Annotated in this window: 16 protein-coding genes and 1 pseudogene; 11 read left to right on the forward strand and 6 right to left on the reverse strand. The window is 72.4% G+C overall.

Annotated features, from left to right (window positions below; all coding sequences use genetic code 11):
* Positions 1-459: 459 nt before the first annotated feature.
* Complete coding sequence (locus tag ACWF9Z_RS27505; protein ID WP_453606165.1) at positions 460-1,434, reverse strand: helix-turn-helix transcriptional regulator; 975 nt, start codon at positions 1,432-1,434, stop codon at positions 460-462.
* An 80-nt stretch (positions 1,435-1,514) separates the two neighbouring features.
* Here ACWF9Z_RS27505 and ACWF9Z_RS27510 point away from each other — a divergent pair, with 80 nt between their 5' ends.
* Both ACWF9Z_RS27510 and ACWF9Z_RS27515 read left to right on the forward strand, forming a co-directional pair.
* Positions 1,515-2,249, forward strand: a complete 735-nt coding sequence (locus tag ACWF9Z_RS27510; protein ID WP_453606167.1) for an alpha/beta fold hydrolase — start codon at positions 1,515-1,517, stop codon at positions 2,247-2,249.
* A gap of 26 nt (positions 2,250-2,275) precedes the next feature.
* Complete coding sequence (locus ACWF9Z_RS27515) at positions 2,276-3,352, forward strand: winged helix DNA-binding domain-containing protein (protein WP_453606169.1); 1,077 nt, start codon at positions 2,276-2,278, stop codon at positions 3,350-3,352.
* A gap of 55 nt (positions 3,353-3,407) precedes the next feature.
* Here ACWF9Z_RS27515 and ACWF9Z_RS27520 read toward each other — a convergent pair.
* Positions 3,408-3,944 (reverse strand): annotated as a pseudogene (locus ACWF9Z_RS27520) (Tn3 family transposase); the annotation flags it as partial.
* A gap of 886 nt (positions 3,945-4,830) precedes the next feature.
* On the opposite strand from ACWF9Z_RS27520, the gene ACWF9Z_RS27525 reads away from it, so the two are divergent.
* On the forward strand, positions 4,831-5,535 hold the full coding sequence (locus ACWF9Z_RS27525) for a hypothetical protein (protein ID WP_453606171.1): 705 nt from the start codon (positions 4,831-4,833) through the stop codon (positions 5,533-5,535).
* 51 nt (positions 5,536-5,586) lie between these two features.
* Entirely contained in the window at positions 5,587-6,009 is a 423-nt protein-coding gene (locus tag ACWF9Z_RS27530; protein WP_453606173.1) for a hypothetical protein, read from the forward strand.
* A gap of 67 nt (positions 6,010-6,076) precedes the next feature.
* On the opposite strand, the gene hisC is transcribed toward ACWF9Z_RS27530, so the two are convergent.
* The 3 genes from hisC to gap all read right to left on the reverse strand — a co-directional run bounded on the left by hisC (position 6,077) and on the right by gap (position 9,347).
* The gene (gene hisC, locus ACWF9Z_RS27535; RefSeq protein ID WP_453606175.1) at positions 6,077-7,162 is read right to left on the reverse strand and encodes a histidinol-phosphate transaminase; all 1,086 of its coding nucleotides are present in this window, start codon (positions 7,160-7,162) and stop codon (positions 6,077-6,079) included.
* A gap of 225 nt (positions 7,163-7,387) precedes the next feature.
* Complete coding sequence (locus tag ACWF9Z_RS27540; protein ID WP_453606176.1) at positions 7,388-8,302, reverse strand: pyridoxamine 5'-phosphate oxidase family protein; 915 nt, start codon at positions 8,300-8,302, stop codon at positions 7,388-7,390.
* Positions 8,303-8,336: 34 nt separating this feature from the next.
* Entirely contained in the window at positions 8,337-9,347 is a 1,011-nt protein-coding gene (gene gap / locus ACWF9Z_RS27545; RefSeq protein ID WP_453606178.1) for a type I glyceraldehyde-3-phosphate dehydrogenase, read from the reverse strand.
* Positions 9,348-9,619: 272 nt separating this feature from the next.
* On the opposite strand from gap, the gene ACWF9Z_RS27550 reads away from it, so the two are divergent.
* The 5 genes from ACWF9Z_RS27550 to ACWF9Z_RS27570 all read left to right on the forward strand — a co-directional run bounded on the left by ACWF9Z_RS27550 (position 9,620) and on the right by ACWF9Z_RS27570 (position 14,935).
* On the forward strand, positions 9,620-10,579 hold the full coding sequence (locus tag ACWF9Z_RS27550) for a helix-turn-helix domain-containing protein (RefSeq protein WP_453606179.1): 960 nt from the start codon (positions 9,620-9,622) through the stop codon (positions 10,577-10,579).
* 154 nt (positions 10,580-10,733) lie between these two features.
* Entirely contained in the window at positions 10,734-11,540 is an 807-nt protein-coding gene (locus tag ACWF9Z_RS27555; RefSeq protein WP_453606181.1) for a class I SAM-dependent methyltransferase, read from the forward strand.
* Positions 11,537-13,195, forward strand: coding sequence for an AMP-binding protein (locus ACWF9Z_RS27560; protein ID WP_453606183.1), 1,659 nt, complete (start codon positions 11,537-11,539; stop codon positions 13,193-13,195). The genes ACWF9Z_RS27555 and ACWF9Z_RS27560 overlap by 4 nt, the downstream gene beginning before the upstream one ends.
* Positions 13,196-13,268: 73 nt before the next feature.
* Positions 13,269-14,270: a TetR family transcriptional regulator gene (locus ACWF9Z_RS27565; RefSeq protein ID WP_453606185.1), complete on the forward strand. Its 1,002-nt coding sequence runs from the start codon at positions 13,269-13,271 to the stop codon at positions 14,268-14,270.
* Positions 14,267-14,935 (forward strand): CGNR zinc finger domain-containing protein, encoded by a 669-nt coding sequence (locus ACWF9Z_RS27570; RefSeq protein WP_453606187.1) that lies wholly within the window; start codon positions 14,267-14,269, stop codon positions 14,933-14,935. The genes ACWF9Z_RS27565 and ACWF9Z_RS27570 overlap by 4 nt, the downstream gene beginning before the upstream one ends.
* Positions 14,936-14,984: 49 nt before the next feature.
* On the opposite strand, the gene ACWF9Z_RS27575 is transcribed toward ACWF9Z_RS27570, so the two are convergent.
* The gene (locus ACWF9Z_RS27575) at positions 14,985-15,701 is read right to left on the reverse strand and encodes a carbon-nitrogen hydrolase family protein (RefSeq protein WP_453606189.1); all 717 of its coding nucleotides are present in this window, start codon (positions 15,699-15,701) and stop codon (positions 14,985-14,987) included.
* Positions 15,702-16,037: 336 nt separating this feature from the next.
* Here ACWF9Z_RS27575 and ACWF9Z_RS27580 point away from each other — a divergent pair, with 336 nt between their 5' ends.
* Together ACWF9Z_RS27580 and ACWF9Z_RS27585 are read left to right on the forward strand one after the other, a co-directional pair.
* Positions 16,038-16,556: a toxin-antitoxin system HicB family antitoxin gene (locus tag ACWF9Z_RS27580; RefSeq protein ID WP_453606190.1), complete on the forward strand. Its 519-nt coding sequence runs from the start codon at positions 16,038-16,040 to the stop codon at positions 16,554-16,556.
* A gap of 88 nt (positions 16,557-16,644) precedes the next feature.
* Entirely contained in the window at positions 16,645-17,490 is an 846-nt protein-coding gene (locus tag ACWF9Z_RS27585) for a DUF4097 family beta strand repeat-containing protein (RefSeq protein WP_453606192.1), read from the forward strand.
* Positions 17,491-17,542: the final 52 nt, after the last annotated feature.

Below are 17,542 nucleotides of genomic sequence, written 5' to 3' on the forward strand. Positions count from 1 at the left end.
GGGAGGCCGGGGAGGCCGGGGAGGCCGGGGAGAAGGACAACGCGTCCTCCGCCCCGGGCCGGTGGCTGAGGTCGAAGAAGGATGGGCGCTGGGCCAGGACTTTGCCGTGCTCGGGTCCGATCGAGGGCCATCACGCGGGCCGACAGGGCGACGGGGCGTCAGGCCGCTGAGGTTCACGCGGCGGCAGAGTCCTCGGCTGTGAGCTCGGTGAACGCGTCCTCCCAAAACGTGCCGGAGATGGCGGGGTACGAGCTACGCGACGTGCCACCGTACGGAGGGTCTTCGGCAAGGGGTCTTGTTCGATCGCCGCAGGCCAGGGAGTCGGGGCGGAGGGGTGGGGTGAGTCTTCCCTCGAACGCCGGGCTAGCAAAAATGCGTACACCTCGCCCCTGCGGCCGGAATGCCCCGCCGCAGGTCGCGATGATCACGCGGGGGGCTCCGCCGCAGTAAATCCGGTATTTACTGCGGTAGTTCTTCCGGTCCCCGCTGGGCGGCTGCAGTGAGTTGGGCAGCCAGATTCATGAGCGCCTGCCGTAGTTCGTCGGGATGGTGGATGGTGAAGGGCCACTCCAGGGAGGCGAGCAGGTGGGCCGTGCCATCCAGCCGTTCTGCCCGTGCGCGCATCAGGACGCCGTTGGGCCGGGCGGTGAGGGTCACCGCTGAGCGAGGCAGTCGGCGGGCGATCTCGTCGAGTGGGCCGTGGATCGTCACCTCGACCTGCCAGCGGTAGGGCCCCTGAGCGAGGGTCGAGGTCAGGTGGGCCACGGGGTCGAAGCCGTCGGGTGCGGTGAAGCTGTCGGCTCGGGAGGTGACGGAGGCGATGCGGTCGATGCGGAAGGTACGCAGGCTGTCGCGGAGGTGGTCGTGGCCGACGACGTACCAGCGGCCGGTGTGGAAGACCACGCCGTAGGGGTCGATGTCGCGTTCGGTGTGTTCGTGGCGCCAGGACTGGTGGCTGATACCGACGGTCGTGTGGGCGCGGGAGGCCTGGGCCAGTGCCAGCAGAACGCCGGTTCCGGGTGCCTGCCCGATCACGGCGTTGGCGGTGAAGGACAGGGTCTCCCGCATGGCGGCGAGCGGTTCGCGCAGGGAGTGCGGGAGTACCCGCTCGATCTTGGCCAAGGCACCGGCGCTGGCCGGCGCGGCAGTGCCCATGCCCAGACGTTCTGCGGCGAGCAGGCCAAGAACGACGGCGAGGGCCTCGTCATTGGTGAGGACCAGAGGTGGCATGCGGTAGCCGCGGGCCAGTCGGTAGCCGCCGTAGCGGCCGCGTTCGGCCTCCACGGGGATGCCGAGGTCGCGAAGGTGGGCCGTGTAGCGGCGCACGGTGCGGACGTCGGTGTCCAGGCGGTCTGCCAGCTCCGCCCCGGTGAGCCGGACGTTGGACTGGAGGAGTTCCAGCAGGGTCAGCACGCGGGTGAGGGGATGCGACATGGATCACTCGGCATTTCAGGGCGGATTCTGTCCTGTATCGACCTTACGCTCCCCGCAGCACCTCACTTCAAGGAGATCACATGGCCACCTTCGTACTCGTTCCCGGTGCCTGGCTCGGGGCGTGGGCCTGGGAAGACACCGTCCGCGCTCTGCGGGAGCGCGGCCACGCGGCGCTGCCGCTGACACTGACGGGACTGGCCGAGCACGCGGACCAGGGCGGACCCGAGACGGACCTGGACACGCACATCGCGGACATCGCCGGCTTCGTCGAGCGCAACGATCTGCGCGACGTCACGCTGGTCGCCCACAGCTATGCGGCTGCTCCGGTGACGGGGGCAGCCGGACGTCTCGGCGACCGGCTGGAGCGCGTGGTCTATGTGGACAGCGCCCCGTTCGCCGTGGGCATGTGCATGCTGGACCTCATGCCACCGCAGGCAGCGGACGAGCTGCGCCAGCAGGTCTCCGCGTCCGGTGACGGGTGGCGGCTGCCGATGCCGCCGTTTGAGGTCCTGGGCTTGTCCAGCAGCCTCGACGGGCTCGGTGAGGGCCAGCGGGACGCTCTGCGCTCGTGTGCCACCCCTCAGCCGTTCGGCACCTTCACCCAGCGTCTCGCCGGCCCGGCCGAGCCCGGTCCCGGTGTGGACCGTGTCCTGGTCGCGTGCCATGACTTCACGGGGCTGCTGGATGCCGGGGTGCCGATGCTGGCTTACCTGAACCAGCCGCCGTGGCGGCGCTTCGACCTGCCCACCGGGCACTGGCCGATGCTGTCCGCGCCCGCCGAACTCGCCGACATCCTCGACAAGGCCGTCTCCTGACCGCGCTGGCTGAGAGGCGCGGCCCGATGCATGACCACGAGAGCCTCCGCAGGCTGCGGGCCCACGCCCAGGCCCTGGCCGGCGGAGCACGGGAGGACTCTGCCGAGGCGGTCGTCCGACGGGTCTTCGCCATCCAGGCCCAGGACGCCACGGCCGCCGACCTGGGCATCCGGGTACGCGGCCGGGACATCACCGCCCAGGCCATCGGCACGGCATACGAGAAAGAGCGGAGCATCGTCCGCGGCTGGTACATGCGCGGCACCCTGCACACCATTCCCTGCGACGATGCCCGCTGGGTGTTGCCGTTGCTGTCCCCGCGGATCCTTGCCGCGACCAGCCGCCGCTACCAGCAGCTGGGCCTGGACGACGATGTGCGCCAGCGCGCCGACCATCTCATCCGGCGCGCTCTTGCCGCGCACGGCCCACTCACCCGGGCCGAGCTGACCGAGCACCTCACCATCCTCGGTATTCCGCCGGACGGGCAGGCGCCGTTCCACCTGATCCGCCACGCGGCACTCACCGGCATCCTCTGCCACGGCCCACAGCGCGCCGGTGAGGCCACCTATGTACTGCTCAACGACTGGCTGCCCACCACGGGGCGCTTCCGGTGGGAGGGCGACGCTGCCCTCGCCGAGCTGGCCCGCCGCTACCTGGCCGCGTACGCCCCCGCCACCTCGGAGGACTTCGCCGCCTGGTCCGGGCTGCCGGTCTCCTGGGCCCGCAGGGCCTGGAAGCTGCTGACGGAATCGGGCGCGATCACCGAGTACGGCGCGTTGACCATGCTCGCAGGGCGGGTGAAAGAACTCGCGGGCCCGTCTGACACCCCGGACGTTCGCATGCTGCCTGCCTACGACAACTACCTGATCGGCTACCGCACCCGCGAGGTGTCCGTCCCCGCTCTCCACCAGGCCCGCGTCTGGCCAGGAGGCGGCCTCATCCGGCCCACCGTCACCGCCGACGGCCTGGCCATCGCCACCTGGACCCGTGGCTCCGGCTCGCGCTCCATCCAGGTGGATGCGTTCGAACCTGTCCCGCCTCAGATCGAGCAGGGTATCGACATGGAGAAGGAGGCTGTCGTCGGCTTTCTGCGGCTCACCGCATAGCCGACCCGCGTCCCGGTCCAAAAAATAGGGCGGCCGCGTAGGCGGGAACGTTGGGTCAAGCGGCCTGACCGAGGCCGGCGGCGATCAGACTCTGCTCACGGAGCGGGGGTGAAGTCGACGTCTCGCAGTGCCGTACAGGCGCAGGTTCATGCGTTCTCCATGGTGGGTCGCGCTGCCCGGGGCCGGCCGGGGCCCGGGGCCCCGGTACGGAAGCCGCGGCGAGGTTGAGGCGGGCGACCATGTCGAGGTTCACCTCGCCGTAGGGCCGATCGCAGAATCCGCAGGCACGGCACGAACTCTCCTGCTCGTCGCGCCGGTTCGAGGCGATCTCCCCGCCCTTGCCGTAGGCGATCACGGAGTTCGCGCCGTTGGAGGACTCCATGACGTTGAGGCCCTGCTCGATCTCCCGCTGGAGGTCCCGAAACCGCAGGTAGCGGGCCACGCAGATGGTCTTCTGTGCGCGGCCGACCTCCAGCATCGCCGCGTAGGTGGGGTGGGAGGCGTCGCGGGTGAAGCGGCGCAGGATCGCCTCGGTAGACGCGGTGCGGGTCCGGATCGCCGTCGCGCACTTGATCATCTGGTCGTACTGCTGGGGTCTTGTCCGTACTCGAGCGCGGACCGTGAGTCCCAGGGGCCAGCCCCTGGACCCCGCCAGCGCCTGGCCGCGCTGGACCGGCCTTGGCGTGGGGGGCTACTCGCCCCCCAGACCCCCTCGCCAGGCGCTCAGGCGCCCTGGACCCGCCCCCCTCGTGCCCTGCCCCGGCTCCCTGACGGTCGCCGGGGCACCCCTCGGGCGCGGGGCGCCCTCACTGGGCACGAGGGCCGAGGGAAGGCGGCCGACCCACGAAGGACCGGGCTGAGGTGGGGGAGGTGGAGGTCCTGCCGAGGGTGCGGGCCGGAGGGGGCGGGCGTGTGTCGGCTGAGGTTCCGGGTGGGATTTCGGCGTACCGCAGTGGCCCGTTGGTGGTGTGTCAGGTGGAAGTGAGGCGACACCGCTCCGGTGGGTGAGGTGCGTGGAGAGGGCGGGGGCGCGTTGCTCTTTAGTAAGAGGGCGCGGCCGCCGCAGGGCTGTGACCTGCTGGTTCGGTCGAGGGTATGTGTCCCCCAGGACACATTTGAGGCTTCGGAATGTGTTCCTGGCGGGCACATTTCGCGGAAAACTCAAGCCCCTGTGGAGATTTCGGCGGTGGTTGTCGCGCACCGATCGCCGCAGGTCAGGGAGTTGGGGCGAAGGGGTGGGGTGGGGCTTCCCTCGAACGCCGGGCTGCCGAATGTGTCGTCATTGCGACACGTGAAAATCAAGCCGGAGTGGATTTTTGGCGTGCGGAGCCGAAAAGGCTTCACGCACCGTGGAGTTTTGGAGTCTCGGTCGAACAGGCACCGGGGCAGGGAGGCTTCTGACGCCCTAGGTCGCGAAAAGACAAGCACGGCTTGATTTTTTGGATAGTCTCGGACCGCCTGAACCACGAGGAGGCCCCGTGACATCCGATCCGCCCGCCCGCCAACGGCAGTACGGGTCCCGCCCCGTTCCCACTCCCAGGGTCGCCGACGACGAGGCCGAGTACGGAGACGTCCTCGCCGTACTGGGCCAACAGCTCGGGGAACGGGCGGCACAGGCCGCCGACCCGACCGGCCGCCGTCGCCTCACGGGAGTGCACTTCGAGTACGGGGCGGACCCCAAGGCGGTCCACGACATGGCCGGAGACACCGGCTACAGCCTGGCCAGCAACTGGTTCACACAGCTGCTCGCGCAGCTGGCCGTCGCGAACAGCATCACCAAGTCCCAGCTCTGCGTGTTCCTCTTCGTGGCAGGGGGACAGGTTCCGGGGACGGGCATCACCCAGTACACGCAGCAGGAGATCACGGACGGGCTGAACAGGATCGCCGCGCAGAAGGGCGGCAAGATGATCACACGTTCCACGGTCAACCGCGCGGTACAGGCCCTGTGCGGCTACAACTGGGTGGAGAAGGCCGGCAACGGGCGCATCCGGATCAACGTGCGTCTGTGGTTCCACGGCAACAGTACGGCCCAGCACCACGTGCTCGCCGAGATCGCCGACCGGCACGCGCACGATGCCGACGCGTTCCCGCACGGGGTGGGGCCGCAGGCCGTCCGGCAGGAAGAGCTCGACCTCGGCCTCGTCGTCGAAGACACTGTTCGCGGAAGGCGGCGTACCGGATGACCGCGCTGCCGCGTCCCCGTACGGGGAACCGTTCCAGAGGAGGGCCGACCCGTGGCTAACGTCATGTCTCCGATCGTCGCGGAGCGCATCTGGGCCCTGCCTCTGTCGGGATCCGCAGTCAAGTTCCTCCAGTACCTCGTCTCCCGCAGCGACTTCGGGGGAGTGCTGCCGGTCCGTCAGAAGGACATGGCGGCCGAGTACGGGGTGACGCCGCAGGCCGTCAGCGGGCTCATGGCACCGCTGTGTGACCTGAACCTCGTGCTCAGGCCGCGCAGTGAGGAGCGCAGGGGGAACTCGTACCGGCTGCACCCGCTCGCGGCGAAGTACGAGACGCCGGAGAGCATGGAAGCGGCGTTCCGCGCGGCCTACGTCCGCATCCAGGCGGGGGACCTGCCCAACCTGAAGTTGCCGACGTACCACCAGACGCCCCCCGCTCCGGGGCCGGGCGGCAGGGCGAAGCTCGCGGTCGCCTGACCGAGGGGCGCCGGCCGCGCGGCTGCGGGTCGTCGGCAGTTGAGGGGGCGGGGGGCGTCGCGTCCGGTCAGTGGTTCCAGTGGGCCGCCGTTTTCAGGAGGCGGTCGTTGGCGTCCGGGGTGCCAATCGTGATGCGGACGCCCTCGTCGCCGAAGGGGCGGACCATCAGGCCGGCCGCTTCGCAGGCGTCGGCGAAGTAGGACGTACGGGAGCCCAGGCGGAGCCAGACGAAGTTGGCGTGGCTCTCGGGGACCTCGTAGCCCTCGGCGCGCAGGCCCGCGCTGACGCGGTCGCGCTCGGCCACCAGCTCGGTGACCCGTTCGCGCAGCTCCTCCGTGGCCCGCAGGGAGGCCAGGGCGGCGGCCTGAGCGGGGCCGCTCACGCCGAGCGGTACGGAGCACGCGCGCAGCGCGGCCGTCACGCGCGGGTGGGCCACCGCGTAGCCGACGCGGAGCGCGGCCAGGCCGTAGGCCTTGGAGAAGGTGCGCAGCACCGCGACGTTGGGGCGGTCCCGGTACAGCTCGATGCCGTCGGGGATGTCCCGGTCCTGGACGAATTCGCGGTACGCCTCGTCGATGACGACCAGCACCTCGGGCGGCACCCGGTCCAGGAAGCGTTCCAGCTCGGCGCGGCGTACGGCGGTGCCGGTCGGGTTGTTCGGGTTGCAGACGAAGATGACGCGGGTGCGGTCGGTGACCGCGTCGGCCAGCGCGTCCAGGTCGTGCGCCTCGTCGCGCAGCGGCACCTGTACGGAGGTGGCCCCGGCGGCCCAGGCCAGCAGCGGGTACGCCTCGAACGAGCGCCAGGCGAAGACGACTTCGTCGCCGGGGCCGGCGGCCGCGGCGACCAGGTGCTGGGTGATGCCGACCGAGCCGGTGCCCAGGACCAGGTGGTCGGCGGGCACGCCGAGGCGCTGTGAGAGTTCGGCGGTGAGCTCGGCGGCGGCGGGGTCGGGGTAGCGGTTGAGCCGGCCCAGCCAGGTCTCGACCGCGGCGGTCACGGACGGGAGCGGCGGGTACGGGATCTCGTTCGACGAGAGCTTGTCGACGGATTCGTCCGGGGCGGCGCGCCCCGGCACGTAGCTCGGGAGGGTGGAGACGTCCGCGCGCAGGAGGGGGACCGGGAGAGCGGCGGGGAGGGTCGGCTCGGACATGGCGGGGTTCCTGGTTCCTTAGGCGGAGGGTGGACGGCGGGACGGCGGGACTGCGGGACTGCGGGACAGGGAGGCGGCGAGGCGGCGGCCCCCGCCCGGCAAAGCACCGTCCGGCCGGGCCGGCGGGGGAGTCGGCACGACCGGACGATGGGCGGGAGGGGTGGAGCGGCGCGGGGCCCGGGTGTGGAGGCCCGGGGGCCGGGCGGGGCCGGGCGGGGCCGGGGGTCAGCCCCGTGCCGCCGCCGGCGGGTTGTAGGGCGAGGGGCCGCCGAACGCCCAGCGCAGCCGGGTCGCCCCGTCGATCTGCACCACGCGCTCGATGTCGAACTCGCACATCCGCAGGGCTCCGGGCACGGCCGCCCGGTCCCGCTCGTCCCAGTTGATCCGGGCCTTCCCCGTCAGCTGGAGGGTGTGGCCGGACTCCCAGTCGAGGAAGAGCAGCCCGCAGTTCTCGTTGAGCTGCAGGTTCCCCAGGGTCATGTAGAAGGAGTTGCCGAAGTAGTCCGGCCATACGAGCCTGCGCGGTCCCGTCACCGTGACGAAGCCGGGGTCGCCGCCCCGGTGCGAGGAGTCCGCGCCGTAGCCGTTCGCCTGGCTGGCGATGAAGAAGGTGTCCGCCCCGCGGATCCACTTCTCCTGCTCCGGCGTGAGCTCGTCGCCGTCCCGGGTCTCGCGGGGCACCCCGGCGGGCCCGTCCGCGACCGGAATCCGCACCTGGAGGTACTTGGGGCAGTTGCCCAGCACCTGCTCGGTGCGGATGTGCAGCCGTTCCCCGTCGCGCCGCGCCACGCCGTTGATCCTGATCCGGCTCGTCGTGTGCGGTTCGAGGGCGAGCAGGCCGATGTCGGCCGTCTCCGCGAAGGCCCCGGCGAGCGGGTCGCCGGGCACGGGCAGGGACGACAGGCTGATCGTGTGCCGCCCCGTGGGCAGGGCGAAGCCGGGTTCGCCCGTGACCAGCGAGGACCACATGGCCCCCGTCGCGTCGGCGCCGCCCAGGAAGAGCATCCGCTGGCGCATCAGGTACTGGTCGAAGCCGGGCTGGATCACGTCGTCGAACATCGGCGATCCCCAGCCGGGACCGCCTTCGCCGGCCTGCTTCTGGACGGCCTGTTCACCCTCGTGATGGGGCGTCTTGATCACGGGAACCTCCGGTCAGGAACGGGCGCGCACCGGTTCAGGCACGGGCACCGATCAGCAGGGCGGTGTCCACGACACGGTTGGAGAAGCCCCACTCGTTGTCGTACCAGCCGACGATCTTGACCTGGCGGCCGTCGCCGATGACCTTGGTCAGGCCCGAGTCGAAGATGCAGGACGCGGGGTCGGTGACGATGTCGCTGGAGACGATCGGCTCGTCGGTGTAGGTGAGGATCCCCGCCAGGGCGCCCTCGGCGGCCTTCGCGAAGATCTCGTTGACCTCCTCGACGGTGGTCTCGCGCCCGACGCGGACGGTGAGGTCGGTGGCGGAGCCCGTGGGGATCGGCACGCGCAGCGCGTACCCGTCGAGCTTGCCCTTGAGCTGCGGCAGGACCAGGCCGATCGCCTTGGCGGCGCCGGTGGTGGTCGGCACGGTGTTCGTCGCCGCCGAGCGGGCGCGGCGCAGGTCGCCGTGCGGACCGTCCTGCAGGTTCTGGTCCGCGGTGTAGGCGTGGACCGTGGTCATCAGGCCGTGCTCGATGCCGAGCGCGTCGTCGAGGACCTTCGCCAGCGGGGCGAGGCAGTTGGTCGTGCACGAGGCGTTGGAGACGATGTCGTGCACGGCCGGGTCGTAGAGGCCGTCGTTGATGCCGAAGGCGATCGTCAGGTCCTCGTTCTTCGAGGGCGCGCTGATGATCACCTTGCGGGCGCCGGCCTCCAGGTGGGCGCGGGCCTTGTGCGCGTCGGTGAAGACGCCGGTGGACTCGATGACCACGTCCACCTCCAGCTCGCCCCAGGGAAGCTTCGCGGGGTCGCGCTCGGCGGTCACGCGGATGGTGCGCCCGTCGATGACGAGGTCGCCCTCCACCGCGCGGACGTCGTGGCCGAGGCGGCCGAGGGTGCTGTCGTACTTGAGCAGATGGGCCAGCGTCGCGGCGTCGGTGAGGTCGTTGACGGCGACCACCTCCAGGCCGGTGCCCCGCTGAAGGGCGGCGCGGAAGAAGCTGCGGCCTATGCGGCCGAATCCGTTGATGCCGACCTTGATCGTCACGTGATACCCCTCTGTCGGAAAACACATCCATGGCCGCACGTGAAGCCGCGTTGTCCGGCCAGTCCTGGGCCGTAACTGTACTGGCCGACCGGTGGTCGTGCTTGCGTAATCGCGCCCGCTTCTCGCCTGTTTACGCATGAAACCCAGAGGTGGGAACGGGTATGGGGCGGTGGTATTGGAACATCTGATGTCATGTGAGTACGTGCACGAAGGTATGTTTTTATGGGCTTGCCTGTCACGATGGCACGACGCTTCCCGGAGCGAGGAGAACGATGGACATGCTGCCCCTCGGCGGGCCGAGAGCATCCGTGCCGGACCGCAGCCCTCCGGTCGCCACAGCCGTGCCCGCCCCCGGCACGGCGCGCATCATCCGCGGACACGACGAGTCCGTCCACGGATCCGCCGTGCGCCGCGCCTTCGGCGACGTCACCATCACCCTCGTCACCGGGGAGGCCCATGAGGCCATCCGCCCCGGCCGCCACATCCGCCCCGACCCGGGCGAGTCCCTGCGGGTCTTCCGGGCCCTGGCCGGCGAGATCCACGTCCACCAGGACGGCCGCCGTGGCCAGGCGAGCGGACCCCAGATCATCTGCTGCGACAGCAGCCGTCCCTACCGCCTCGTCTTCCCCCGCGCCTTCCACGTGGTGGAAGTCCTGCTGCCGCACCGCCACCTCGGCATGGCGGCCGGAGACACGGAGAAGCTCACCGCGACCGGCTGGTGCGGGCGCCTGGGCGCCGGCGCCCTGCTCTCCCAGCTGCTCGCCGGACTCCACGACCACGGCACCGAGATCCACTCCGCGGTGGACCGGGTCGGAGCCACCGTGGCGGGCCTGACCGCGGCCGTCCTCGCGGACCGCCTGCGCCACGTCGCCGCCGAGGACGAGGTGGCCCGCCACGGCCTGATGCTGAACATCCAGTCGTACATCCGCGAACGGCTCTCCGACCCCGGCCTCACCCCGCAGGCGGTCGCCGAGCACCACAACATCTCGCTGCGCTACCTCCAGCGGATCTTCCAGGACCACGGGACCAGCCCCGCCCGCTGGATCCGGGACGAGCGGCTCGCCCGCTGCCGGTCCGAGCTGCGCGACCCGCGGCTCGAACACCTTCCCGTCGGCGTGATCGGCGAACGCTCCGGCCTCTACCAGGCCTCCCACTTCAGCCGGCTCTTCCGCGACCGGTACGGCTTCACCCCCCGCGGCTACCGCACCATGCGCGAGCCCGTCAGCACCTGACGGGCGGGCGCGCGGCCACGGACACCGAGGGGGTGCCCGCGACCGGCGAGGGGCGCCCGGGGACCGGAGGACGCCCGCGAACGGCGGCCGCCCGCCCCGCGACCGACGAGCACAGACATCCGACGAGCACAGACATCCGAGGAGGATGACGGATTTGACCGGCACGAGCTTCGAATTCCCCGGTGAGTACTACGAGATCATGCGGAAGGACTTCCGCAACCTCGACGCCGAGACGGAGTTCCTCGCGTCCCTGCTCCCCGACGCGGGCACCGTACTGGACCTGGGCTGCGGCACCGGCTCCAACCTCCGCGCCCTGCGCGAGCGCGGCCACCGCGGCACCGGCGTGGACCAGAGCGCCGCGTTCCTGGAGTACGCCCGCGCCGCCGGGGACGAGGGGATCTCCTACGTGGAGACCCGCGCCGAGGACTACCGCACCGAGGAGCGCTACGACCTCGTCTACAGCCTCTTCATGACGCTCAACTACCTGGGGCGCGCCGAGCTCCCGGCCGTCCTGCGCTCGCTGCGCGCACTGCTCCGCCCCGGCGGACAGGTCGTCCTGGAGTTCGGCCACATGCTCAACTTCGTCGACTCCTTCCAGCCCCACACCGTGGCCCACCACCGCGGCCCCGACGGGGTGCTCATCACCCGTCTCGCCCGCCAGGCCGTCAACGCGCACGCGGCGAACTGGCGCAACGAGGAGACCCTGCTGGTCCGCGCCGCGGACGGCACGGTCTCCATGTACGACAACTTCTTCGACCAGGCCGTCCTGACCGGGCCCGAGGTGCGCGGACTGCTCGCCGCCGCGGGGCTGACGATCACGGCCGAGTACGGCGGTTTCCGCAAGGAGCCCGCGCCCTTCCACGGCCGCGGCCCCCTCGTCATCGTGGCCACCGCGACGGACACCGACACCGCGGCCGACACCGCGGCCGACACCGCTCAGCAAGAGGAGAACCAGGCATGACCGGCACCGGCATATCGCTGCTCGACGGCGGGCCCGCCCCCGAAACCGGCGTCACGCACCTCGGTGCCGCGCTCGTCCGCGCCGCCGGTGCCCAGAGCGGCGGCCACGGGGTGACCTACATCCGCCCCGACGGCACCGAGGTCCACCAGAGCTACGCCGGCCTGCTCGCCGACGCCTCGGGGATCCTGGCCGGGCTCCGCGCCGCCGGCGCCACCGCCGGCGAGAAGATCATCCTGCAGGCGGCCGACGACACCGACCTCGTCGCCGCCTTCTGGGCCTGCGTCCTCGGCGGCTACCTGCCGCTGCCCGTCAGCGCCGACCCGGTCAACGGCCCCGGCCTGCTGGAGCGCGTCTGGAACGGCTACGGCCGCCCCCGCGTCCTGACCGGCACCGGCCAGGAGATCACCGCCGCCGTCATCGCCCACCCCGACTGGGACGCCGCGCACCTGGGCGACGTGGCGGCCCTGCGCGCCGGCCGGGAGCCGGACTTCGACTGGCACGAGCCCGCCCCCACCGACCCGGTCGTCCTGCTGCTCACCTCCGGCAGCACCGGCGTCCCCAAGGCCGTCACCCTCACCCACCGCAACGTCCTCACGCGCAGCGCGGCCACCGCCCGCGTGAACCGGCTCGACGCGGACACCCGCACCTTCAACTGGATGCCGCTGGACCACATCGGCGGCCTCATCATGTTCCACGCGCGGGACGTCTTCCTCGGCTGCGCCCAGGTCCACGCCAAGATCCAGTGGGTGCTCGAGGACCCGCTGCGCTGGCTCGACGCCGTCTCCGCCCACCGGGCCGACACCACCTGGGCGCCCAACTTCGCCTTCGTGCTCGTCAACGACCAGGCGGACCGCTTCGAGGGCCGCGGCTGGGACCTCAGCCCGCTGCGCTACATCATGAACGGGGGCGAGGCCGTCCGCTCCGGCGTCGTACGCCGCTTCCTGGACCTGCTGGCCCCCTACGGGCTGCCCGCCACCGCCATGTTCCCCGGCTGGGGCATGTCCGAGACCACCGCCGGCGTGGCCGACTGCCAGTTCACCGAGGCCGCCGCGGGCGACGACCGCTACGTACCCGTCGGCCGCCCGCAGCCCGGCACCCGCATCCGCGTGGTCGACGAGCACGGCGAGCTGGTGCCCTGGGGCACCACCGGCCGCCTCCAGGTCATCGGCTCGACCATCACCGCCGGGTACTACGACAACCCCGTGCAGAACCGGCAGTCCTTCACCGAGGACGGCTGGTTCAAGACCGGCGACCTGGCGTACGTCGAGAACGGCATCCTCACCGTCACCGGGCGCACCGACGACGTCATCCAGCTCGGTGACGTCGCCTATCACGGCCACGAGATCGAGGCAGCCGTCGAGGAACTCGCCTTCATCGAGCCCTCGTACACCGTCGCGTCCCTCGTCACCGCCGTGCCGGGCGGCCCCGAGGAGCTCGCGGTCTTCTTCAGCCCGCGCACCGGTGTCCTCAGCGAGGCCCAGGGCGAGCAGATCCGCGGCCGGGTCCGCGAGCGTCTCGGTGTCGAGGTCACCCACCTGCTGCCCGTGGACCGCTCCGAGATCCCCAAGACCGGCATCGGCAAGCTCCGCCGCGCCCAGCTCCGCAAGAGCTTCGAGGACCGTCAGGCCGCCGTACCCGCCGGCAACGCGGCCTGACCGTACGGGTGGTGCGGCTCGGCGGCCGCACCACCCGTACGGCGTCACCACCCCCTATGCACGAGGAGCGCCGATGGCGCAGCAGGAGAGAGCCGAGCGGACGCGCCGGGCTCTGATCAAGGGCGCCGCCCAGGCCATCGACCTGTACGGCTACGAGGGGGCCTCGCTCGCCGTCATCTGCGCCTCCGCGGGAGTCACCAAGGGCGCCCTGATGTACCACTTCCCGGCCAAGGACGACCTGGTCAGAGCCGTACGGAGCGAGGCCCGGCGGACGACCGCCGAAGCGCTGGACGCCGTACCGCGGGCCGGTCTGCGGCCGGTGCAGACCGCCGTCGACCTGACGCACGCCGTGGCCGGGCGCCTCGGCCACGACCCCGTCGCGCGCGCGGGCGCCCGGCTCACCCGGGAGTTCCCCCACTATCCCGACGGCACCGGTTCCTGGACCGAGCCCGTGCGCGCGGAGCTGGCCGCCGCGCTGCACGGCACCGCCGAACCCCTCGAGACCGCGTCCCAGTTCGTGTTCTCCCTGATCGGAATGGACGTATGGCTGCGTACCCAGGAGCGAGGCACGGACCGCTCCTGCGGCCCGCTGCGCGGGCATCTGACCCACCTGTGGCGGCTGGCGCTGCCGGGCATCGTGGCCGGTGCGCAGGGAGCGGAGCTCTACCGGGCGGAGGGCTCGGCCCCGCACTGCGCGTTCCGCGACGGGGGCGGGACGGGGGCCGGTGCCGGGGCCGGTGCCGGGGCCGGTGCCGGGGCCGGGGCGGGTGTGGCGGACGGCGTGGCCCGGGCCGGGTCGCGGACTGCCGCCGGGACCGGGATCCGGGCCGGGATTCGGGCTGGGACTGAGTCCCGGGCCGGGGCCGGGCCCGAGGCCGGGTCTCGGGGTGGGTCCGAGGCCGGGTCTCGGGGTGGGTCCGAGGCCGGGTCTCGGGGTGGGTCCGAGGCCGGGTCTCGGGGTGGGTCCGAGGGTGGGTCTCAGGGTGGGTCCGAGGGCGGGCCCCCGGCCGGGGCCCACGCCGGGCCCCAGGCCGCGGCCGTCTCCCGGGCCCTGCTGGCGGGACCGCGGCGGTGAGCGCGGCCGACCCGCGGCCGCTGACCGGCGAGCCATTCAGCCTGGACCTGCTCAACACCCGCTGGCACGACCGCCACGGCAGCCACGACCTGCTGTGTTCCGTCACCGGGCTCGCGCTCTGGCTGGCCTGCTCCCGGGCCGCCGAGTCCTACGGCCGCGGCGAACTGCGGTCCGACCGGGCCACCTTGGCCGTCGCCCGGACCGCGCGCTCCGTGCTGGCCGGGGTGGTCGGCCGTCCGGCCGCCGGTCCGGCCGCCCTCGGCGCCTTCAACCGGCTCCTCGAGGCGGGCCGCACGCGCACGCTGCTCACCGAGGCCGGACCCGTCGAGCGGCTGGAGAGCGCGGACCCGGCCGGGCTGCTCGGCTACCTCGCGGCCGCCGACTACCTCCGGCTCCTGGCCACCGCCCCCGACCGCGTCCGGAGCTGCGCCAATCCGTCCTGCGGGCTGCGCTTCCACGACGTCAGCCGCAACGGCACGCGCCGCTGGTGCACGAGCACGGGCTGCGGGAACCGCGCGAAGGCGGCCCGCCACTACGCGCGCCGGACGGCCGGCGGCCCGGCGGGCCCGGCCGGCGTGGCGGGTGCGCGGGATCCGGGGAGCCCGGGGAGCCCGGCGAGTCCGGCAGGGTCCGCGGACGGCCGGACCGAGCGGTCGACCGTCTAAACCCGCCCACCCGCCCGCCCGAACCCCCGCCCGCCCGAATCCGCCCGTCTCAGCCCAGGGTGGCCGTGACCACCCGGTCCGCCTCCGGGCCCGCCTGGACGAGGGTGTCCCCGGTCGGTGTCCAGATGCCGGAGCCGCCCGAGGTCTCCGCGTACGTCCCGCTGGCGCCCGCGGCGGTGGCGAGCACCACCCAGGTGCGGTGGGTGACGGCGCGCTCCCGCACGTGGGCGTCCCGGCGGGCGGCGGACTCCGGGCCGCCGCCGTAGAGGGTGCTCGCCACGTAGGCGTCCATGCCCAGCGCCGCCGTGTCCACCGCGTGCCGGGGCACGGCGGCGTCGTAGCAGACGGCCAGTCCGAGCCTCCACCCGTCGACGGTGAGCACCTCGGGCTGCGTGCCGGGGGCGAACCGGTCGGACTCCGCGCCGTGCAGCCACATCTTCCGGTAGACCACGCGCGCACCCGTGCCGGTCACGGCGAGGGTGGCCAGGTGCTCCCGTCCGTCCCCGTCACGCACCGGCGCGCCGACCAGGGCGATCGCACCGCTGCGTCGGCACGCGTCGACGACCGGTCGCAGGCGGGGGTCGTCGGGGGCGACGGCGGGCGCGGCCAGGTCGTATCCGGTGAGCGAGAGTTCCGGGAACACCACCAGGCGCGCGCCGGCCCCGGTGACGGCCCGCGCGTGTGCGCGGGCGTTCGCCGCCAGGCCGCTCGCGGCCCATGAGGGCTGGGCGACCGCGACCGTCAGCGGGGCTCGCGTCTCCACCATGTCTGCTCCTTCGGGGCGGGGCTCCCGGCCGGTGCCGCCTACGGGCATGGTGCACGAGCGAGGGCAGCGGCCGCGAGGACGGCCGGCCGGATAGGTTTCGCGCGAGGCGTGGCGCCTTCGTGTGCCAGCGTGGCGCACGATGGCGTCATCCGTGCCACAGGTCGAGGCAAGGGCCATGGAGGAGAGCGTCGACTCCACGTGTGGCGCCGTCTGTGCCTGCGTGGCGTCATGGTGCCACTCGCTCTGACCTGGGAGTTTTCCCTCCACCCTGGAAGGATTTTCAATGTGGCGCCATTTTGGCTCGACATGGCGCCATCCCCGTGCCATGCTTCCTTCATGGACCTCACCCCCTACGTCGCCAACCTCCGCCGCGAGCTCGCGGTCGCCGCCGAAGCCGGGGGTGACGCGGCCCGCGAGCTCGCCGAGCGGCTGACCGCGCCGCTGGAGTCGGCCACCCGCCTGACCCTGCTCAACGTGCTGTCCGCCGCCATGGACGAGATCACCCTCGAACTGGCCCCGGGCTCGGTCGACGTACGACTGCGCGGGCTCGACCCGGAGTTCGTGGTGGCACTGCCCCAGCACGAGGACCGGACCGGACCCCTGGACGCACCGGCGCCCGCGCCGGCCCCGGTCCCCGTAGACACCGACGACGGCGGCGCCGCCGCCCGCGTCAACCTGCGTCTGCCGGCCCACCTCAAGGCCCGCGCCGAGGAGGCGGCGGCCGGCGAGGGGCTGTCGGTCAACGCCTGGCTCGTACGCGTCGTGTCGGCCGCGGTCGACACGGGCGGCGCCGCCCCCCGTACCTCCGGGACGGCCAAGGCCGTCGGGCAGAGCTTCACGGGCTGGGTGCACTGACCGGCCCCACGGAACGAGTTCACCGCACCACGTCCCACCAGCGGGGACGCCGCGTACATGCAAGAGGACCCAAGAGGACGGGACAGCCATGCCTTCTTTCGACACCCCCGAACCGATCTCGGCCACCGCGCACGTGGACGCCGGTTCCATCCAGTTCACCGCGGGCGACCGCCTCGACACGGTCGTCGAGGTACGGCCCCGCGACCCGAAGCGGGACCAGGACGTACGGTCGGCCGACCAGACCGAGGTCACGTACACGGGCGGCGTCCTGACCGTCAGGACGCCCAAGCAGCGCAACCCCTTCGGGCGTCCCGGCACCGTCGACGTGACGGTCGAACTGCCCACGGGCTCGCGCGTCGACGTCACCGCAGCCTGGGCGCAGGTGCTCGGCGAAGGCCGGCTCGGCGAGGTCCGCGTGAAGACCTCCTCCGGTGACGTCCGCTTCGACACGACCGGGCCGCTCCACCTGACCGCCTCCCACGGCTCGATCGCCGTCGACCGGATCGAGGGGGCGGCCGAGATCACCACCAGCTCCGGCAGCCTGCGCGTCGGCACCATCGGCGGCTCCGCCGTCCTGAAGAACTCGCACGGCACCACGACCGTCGGCGCCGCGACCGGCGACCTGCGGGTGAGCGGCGCGAACGGCGACATCGACATCGCGCGCGCCGAGGGCTCCGTCACCGCCACCACCGCCCACGGCACCCTGCGCGTCGCCGACGCCGCCCGCGGCACCCTTCAGCTGGAGACCTCCTACGGCGCCATCGAGGTCGGCATCCGCGAGGGCACCGCCGCCTGGCTCGACGTCAGCTCGGCCTCGGGGCAGGTGCGCAACGCGCTCACCGCCTCCGAGGCCCCGGAGAAGAGCGAGGACTCCGTCAAGGTCCGCGCCCGTACCCGCTACGGCAACATCGACATCCGCCGCGCCCGCGCCTGACGGTCCCGCGCCCGAGAGTTCCGCGCCTGAGAGTTCCGCGCCTGAGAATCCG

It is taken from the genome of Streptomyces sp. NPDC054961 (genome assembly GCF_053609145.1).

Excerpts from the sequence above, each read along its gene's own strand:
- ACWF9Z_RS27580 (WP_453606190.1), top strand. The coding sequence starts at position 16,038 with ATGGACCTCACCCCCTACGTCGCCAACCTCCGCCGCGAGCTCGCGGTC.
- hisC (WP_453606175.1), bottom strand. The coding sequence starts at position 7,162 with ATGTCCGAGCCGACCCTCCCCGCCGCTCTCCCGGTCCCCCTCCTGCGC.
- ACWF9Z_RS27515 (WP_453606169.1), top strand. The coding sequence starts at position 2,276 with ATGCATGACCACGAGAGCCTCCGCAGGCTGCGGGCCCACGCCCAGGCC.
- ACWF9Z_RS27550 (WP_453606179.1), top strand. The coding sequence starts at position 9,620 with ATGGACATGCTGCCCCTCGGCGGGCCGAGAGCATCCGTGCCGGACCGC.
- ACWF9Z_RS27585 (WP_453606192.1), top strand. The coding sequence starts at position 16,645 with ATGCCTTCTTTCGACACCCCCGAACCGATCTCGGCCACCGCGCACGTG.
- ACWF9Z_RS27575 (WP_453606189.1), bottom strand. The coding sequence starts at position 15,701 with ATGGTGGAGACGCGAGCCCCGCTGACGGTCGCGGTCGCCCAGCCCTCA.
- ACWF9Z_RS27510 (WP_453606167.1), top strand. The coding sequence starts at position 1,515 with ATGGCCACCTTCGTACTCGTTCCCGGTGCCTGGCTCGGGGCGTGGGCC.
- ACWF9Z_RS27560 (WP_453606183.1), top strand. The coding sequence starts at position 11,537 with ATGACCGGCACCGGCATATCGCTGCTCGACGGCGGGCCCGCCCCCGAA.
- ACWF9Z_RS27565 (WP_453606185.1), top strand. The coding sequence starts at position 13,269 with ATGGCGCAGCAGGAGAGAGCCGAGCGGACGCGCCGGGCTCTGATCAAG.
- ACWF9Z_RS27505 (WP_453606165.1), bottom strand. The coding sequence starts at position 1,434 with ATGTCGCATCCCCTCACCCGCGTGCTGACCCTGCTGGAACTCCTCCAG.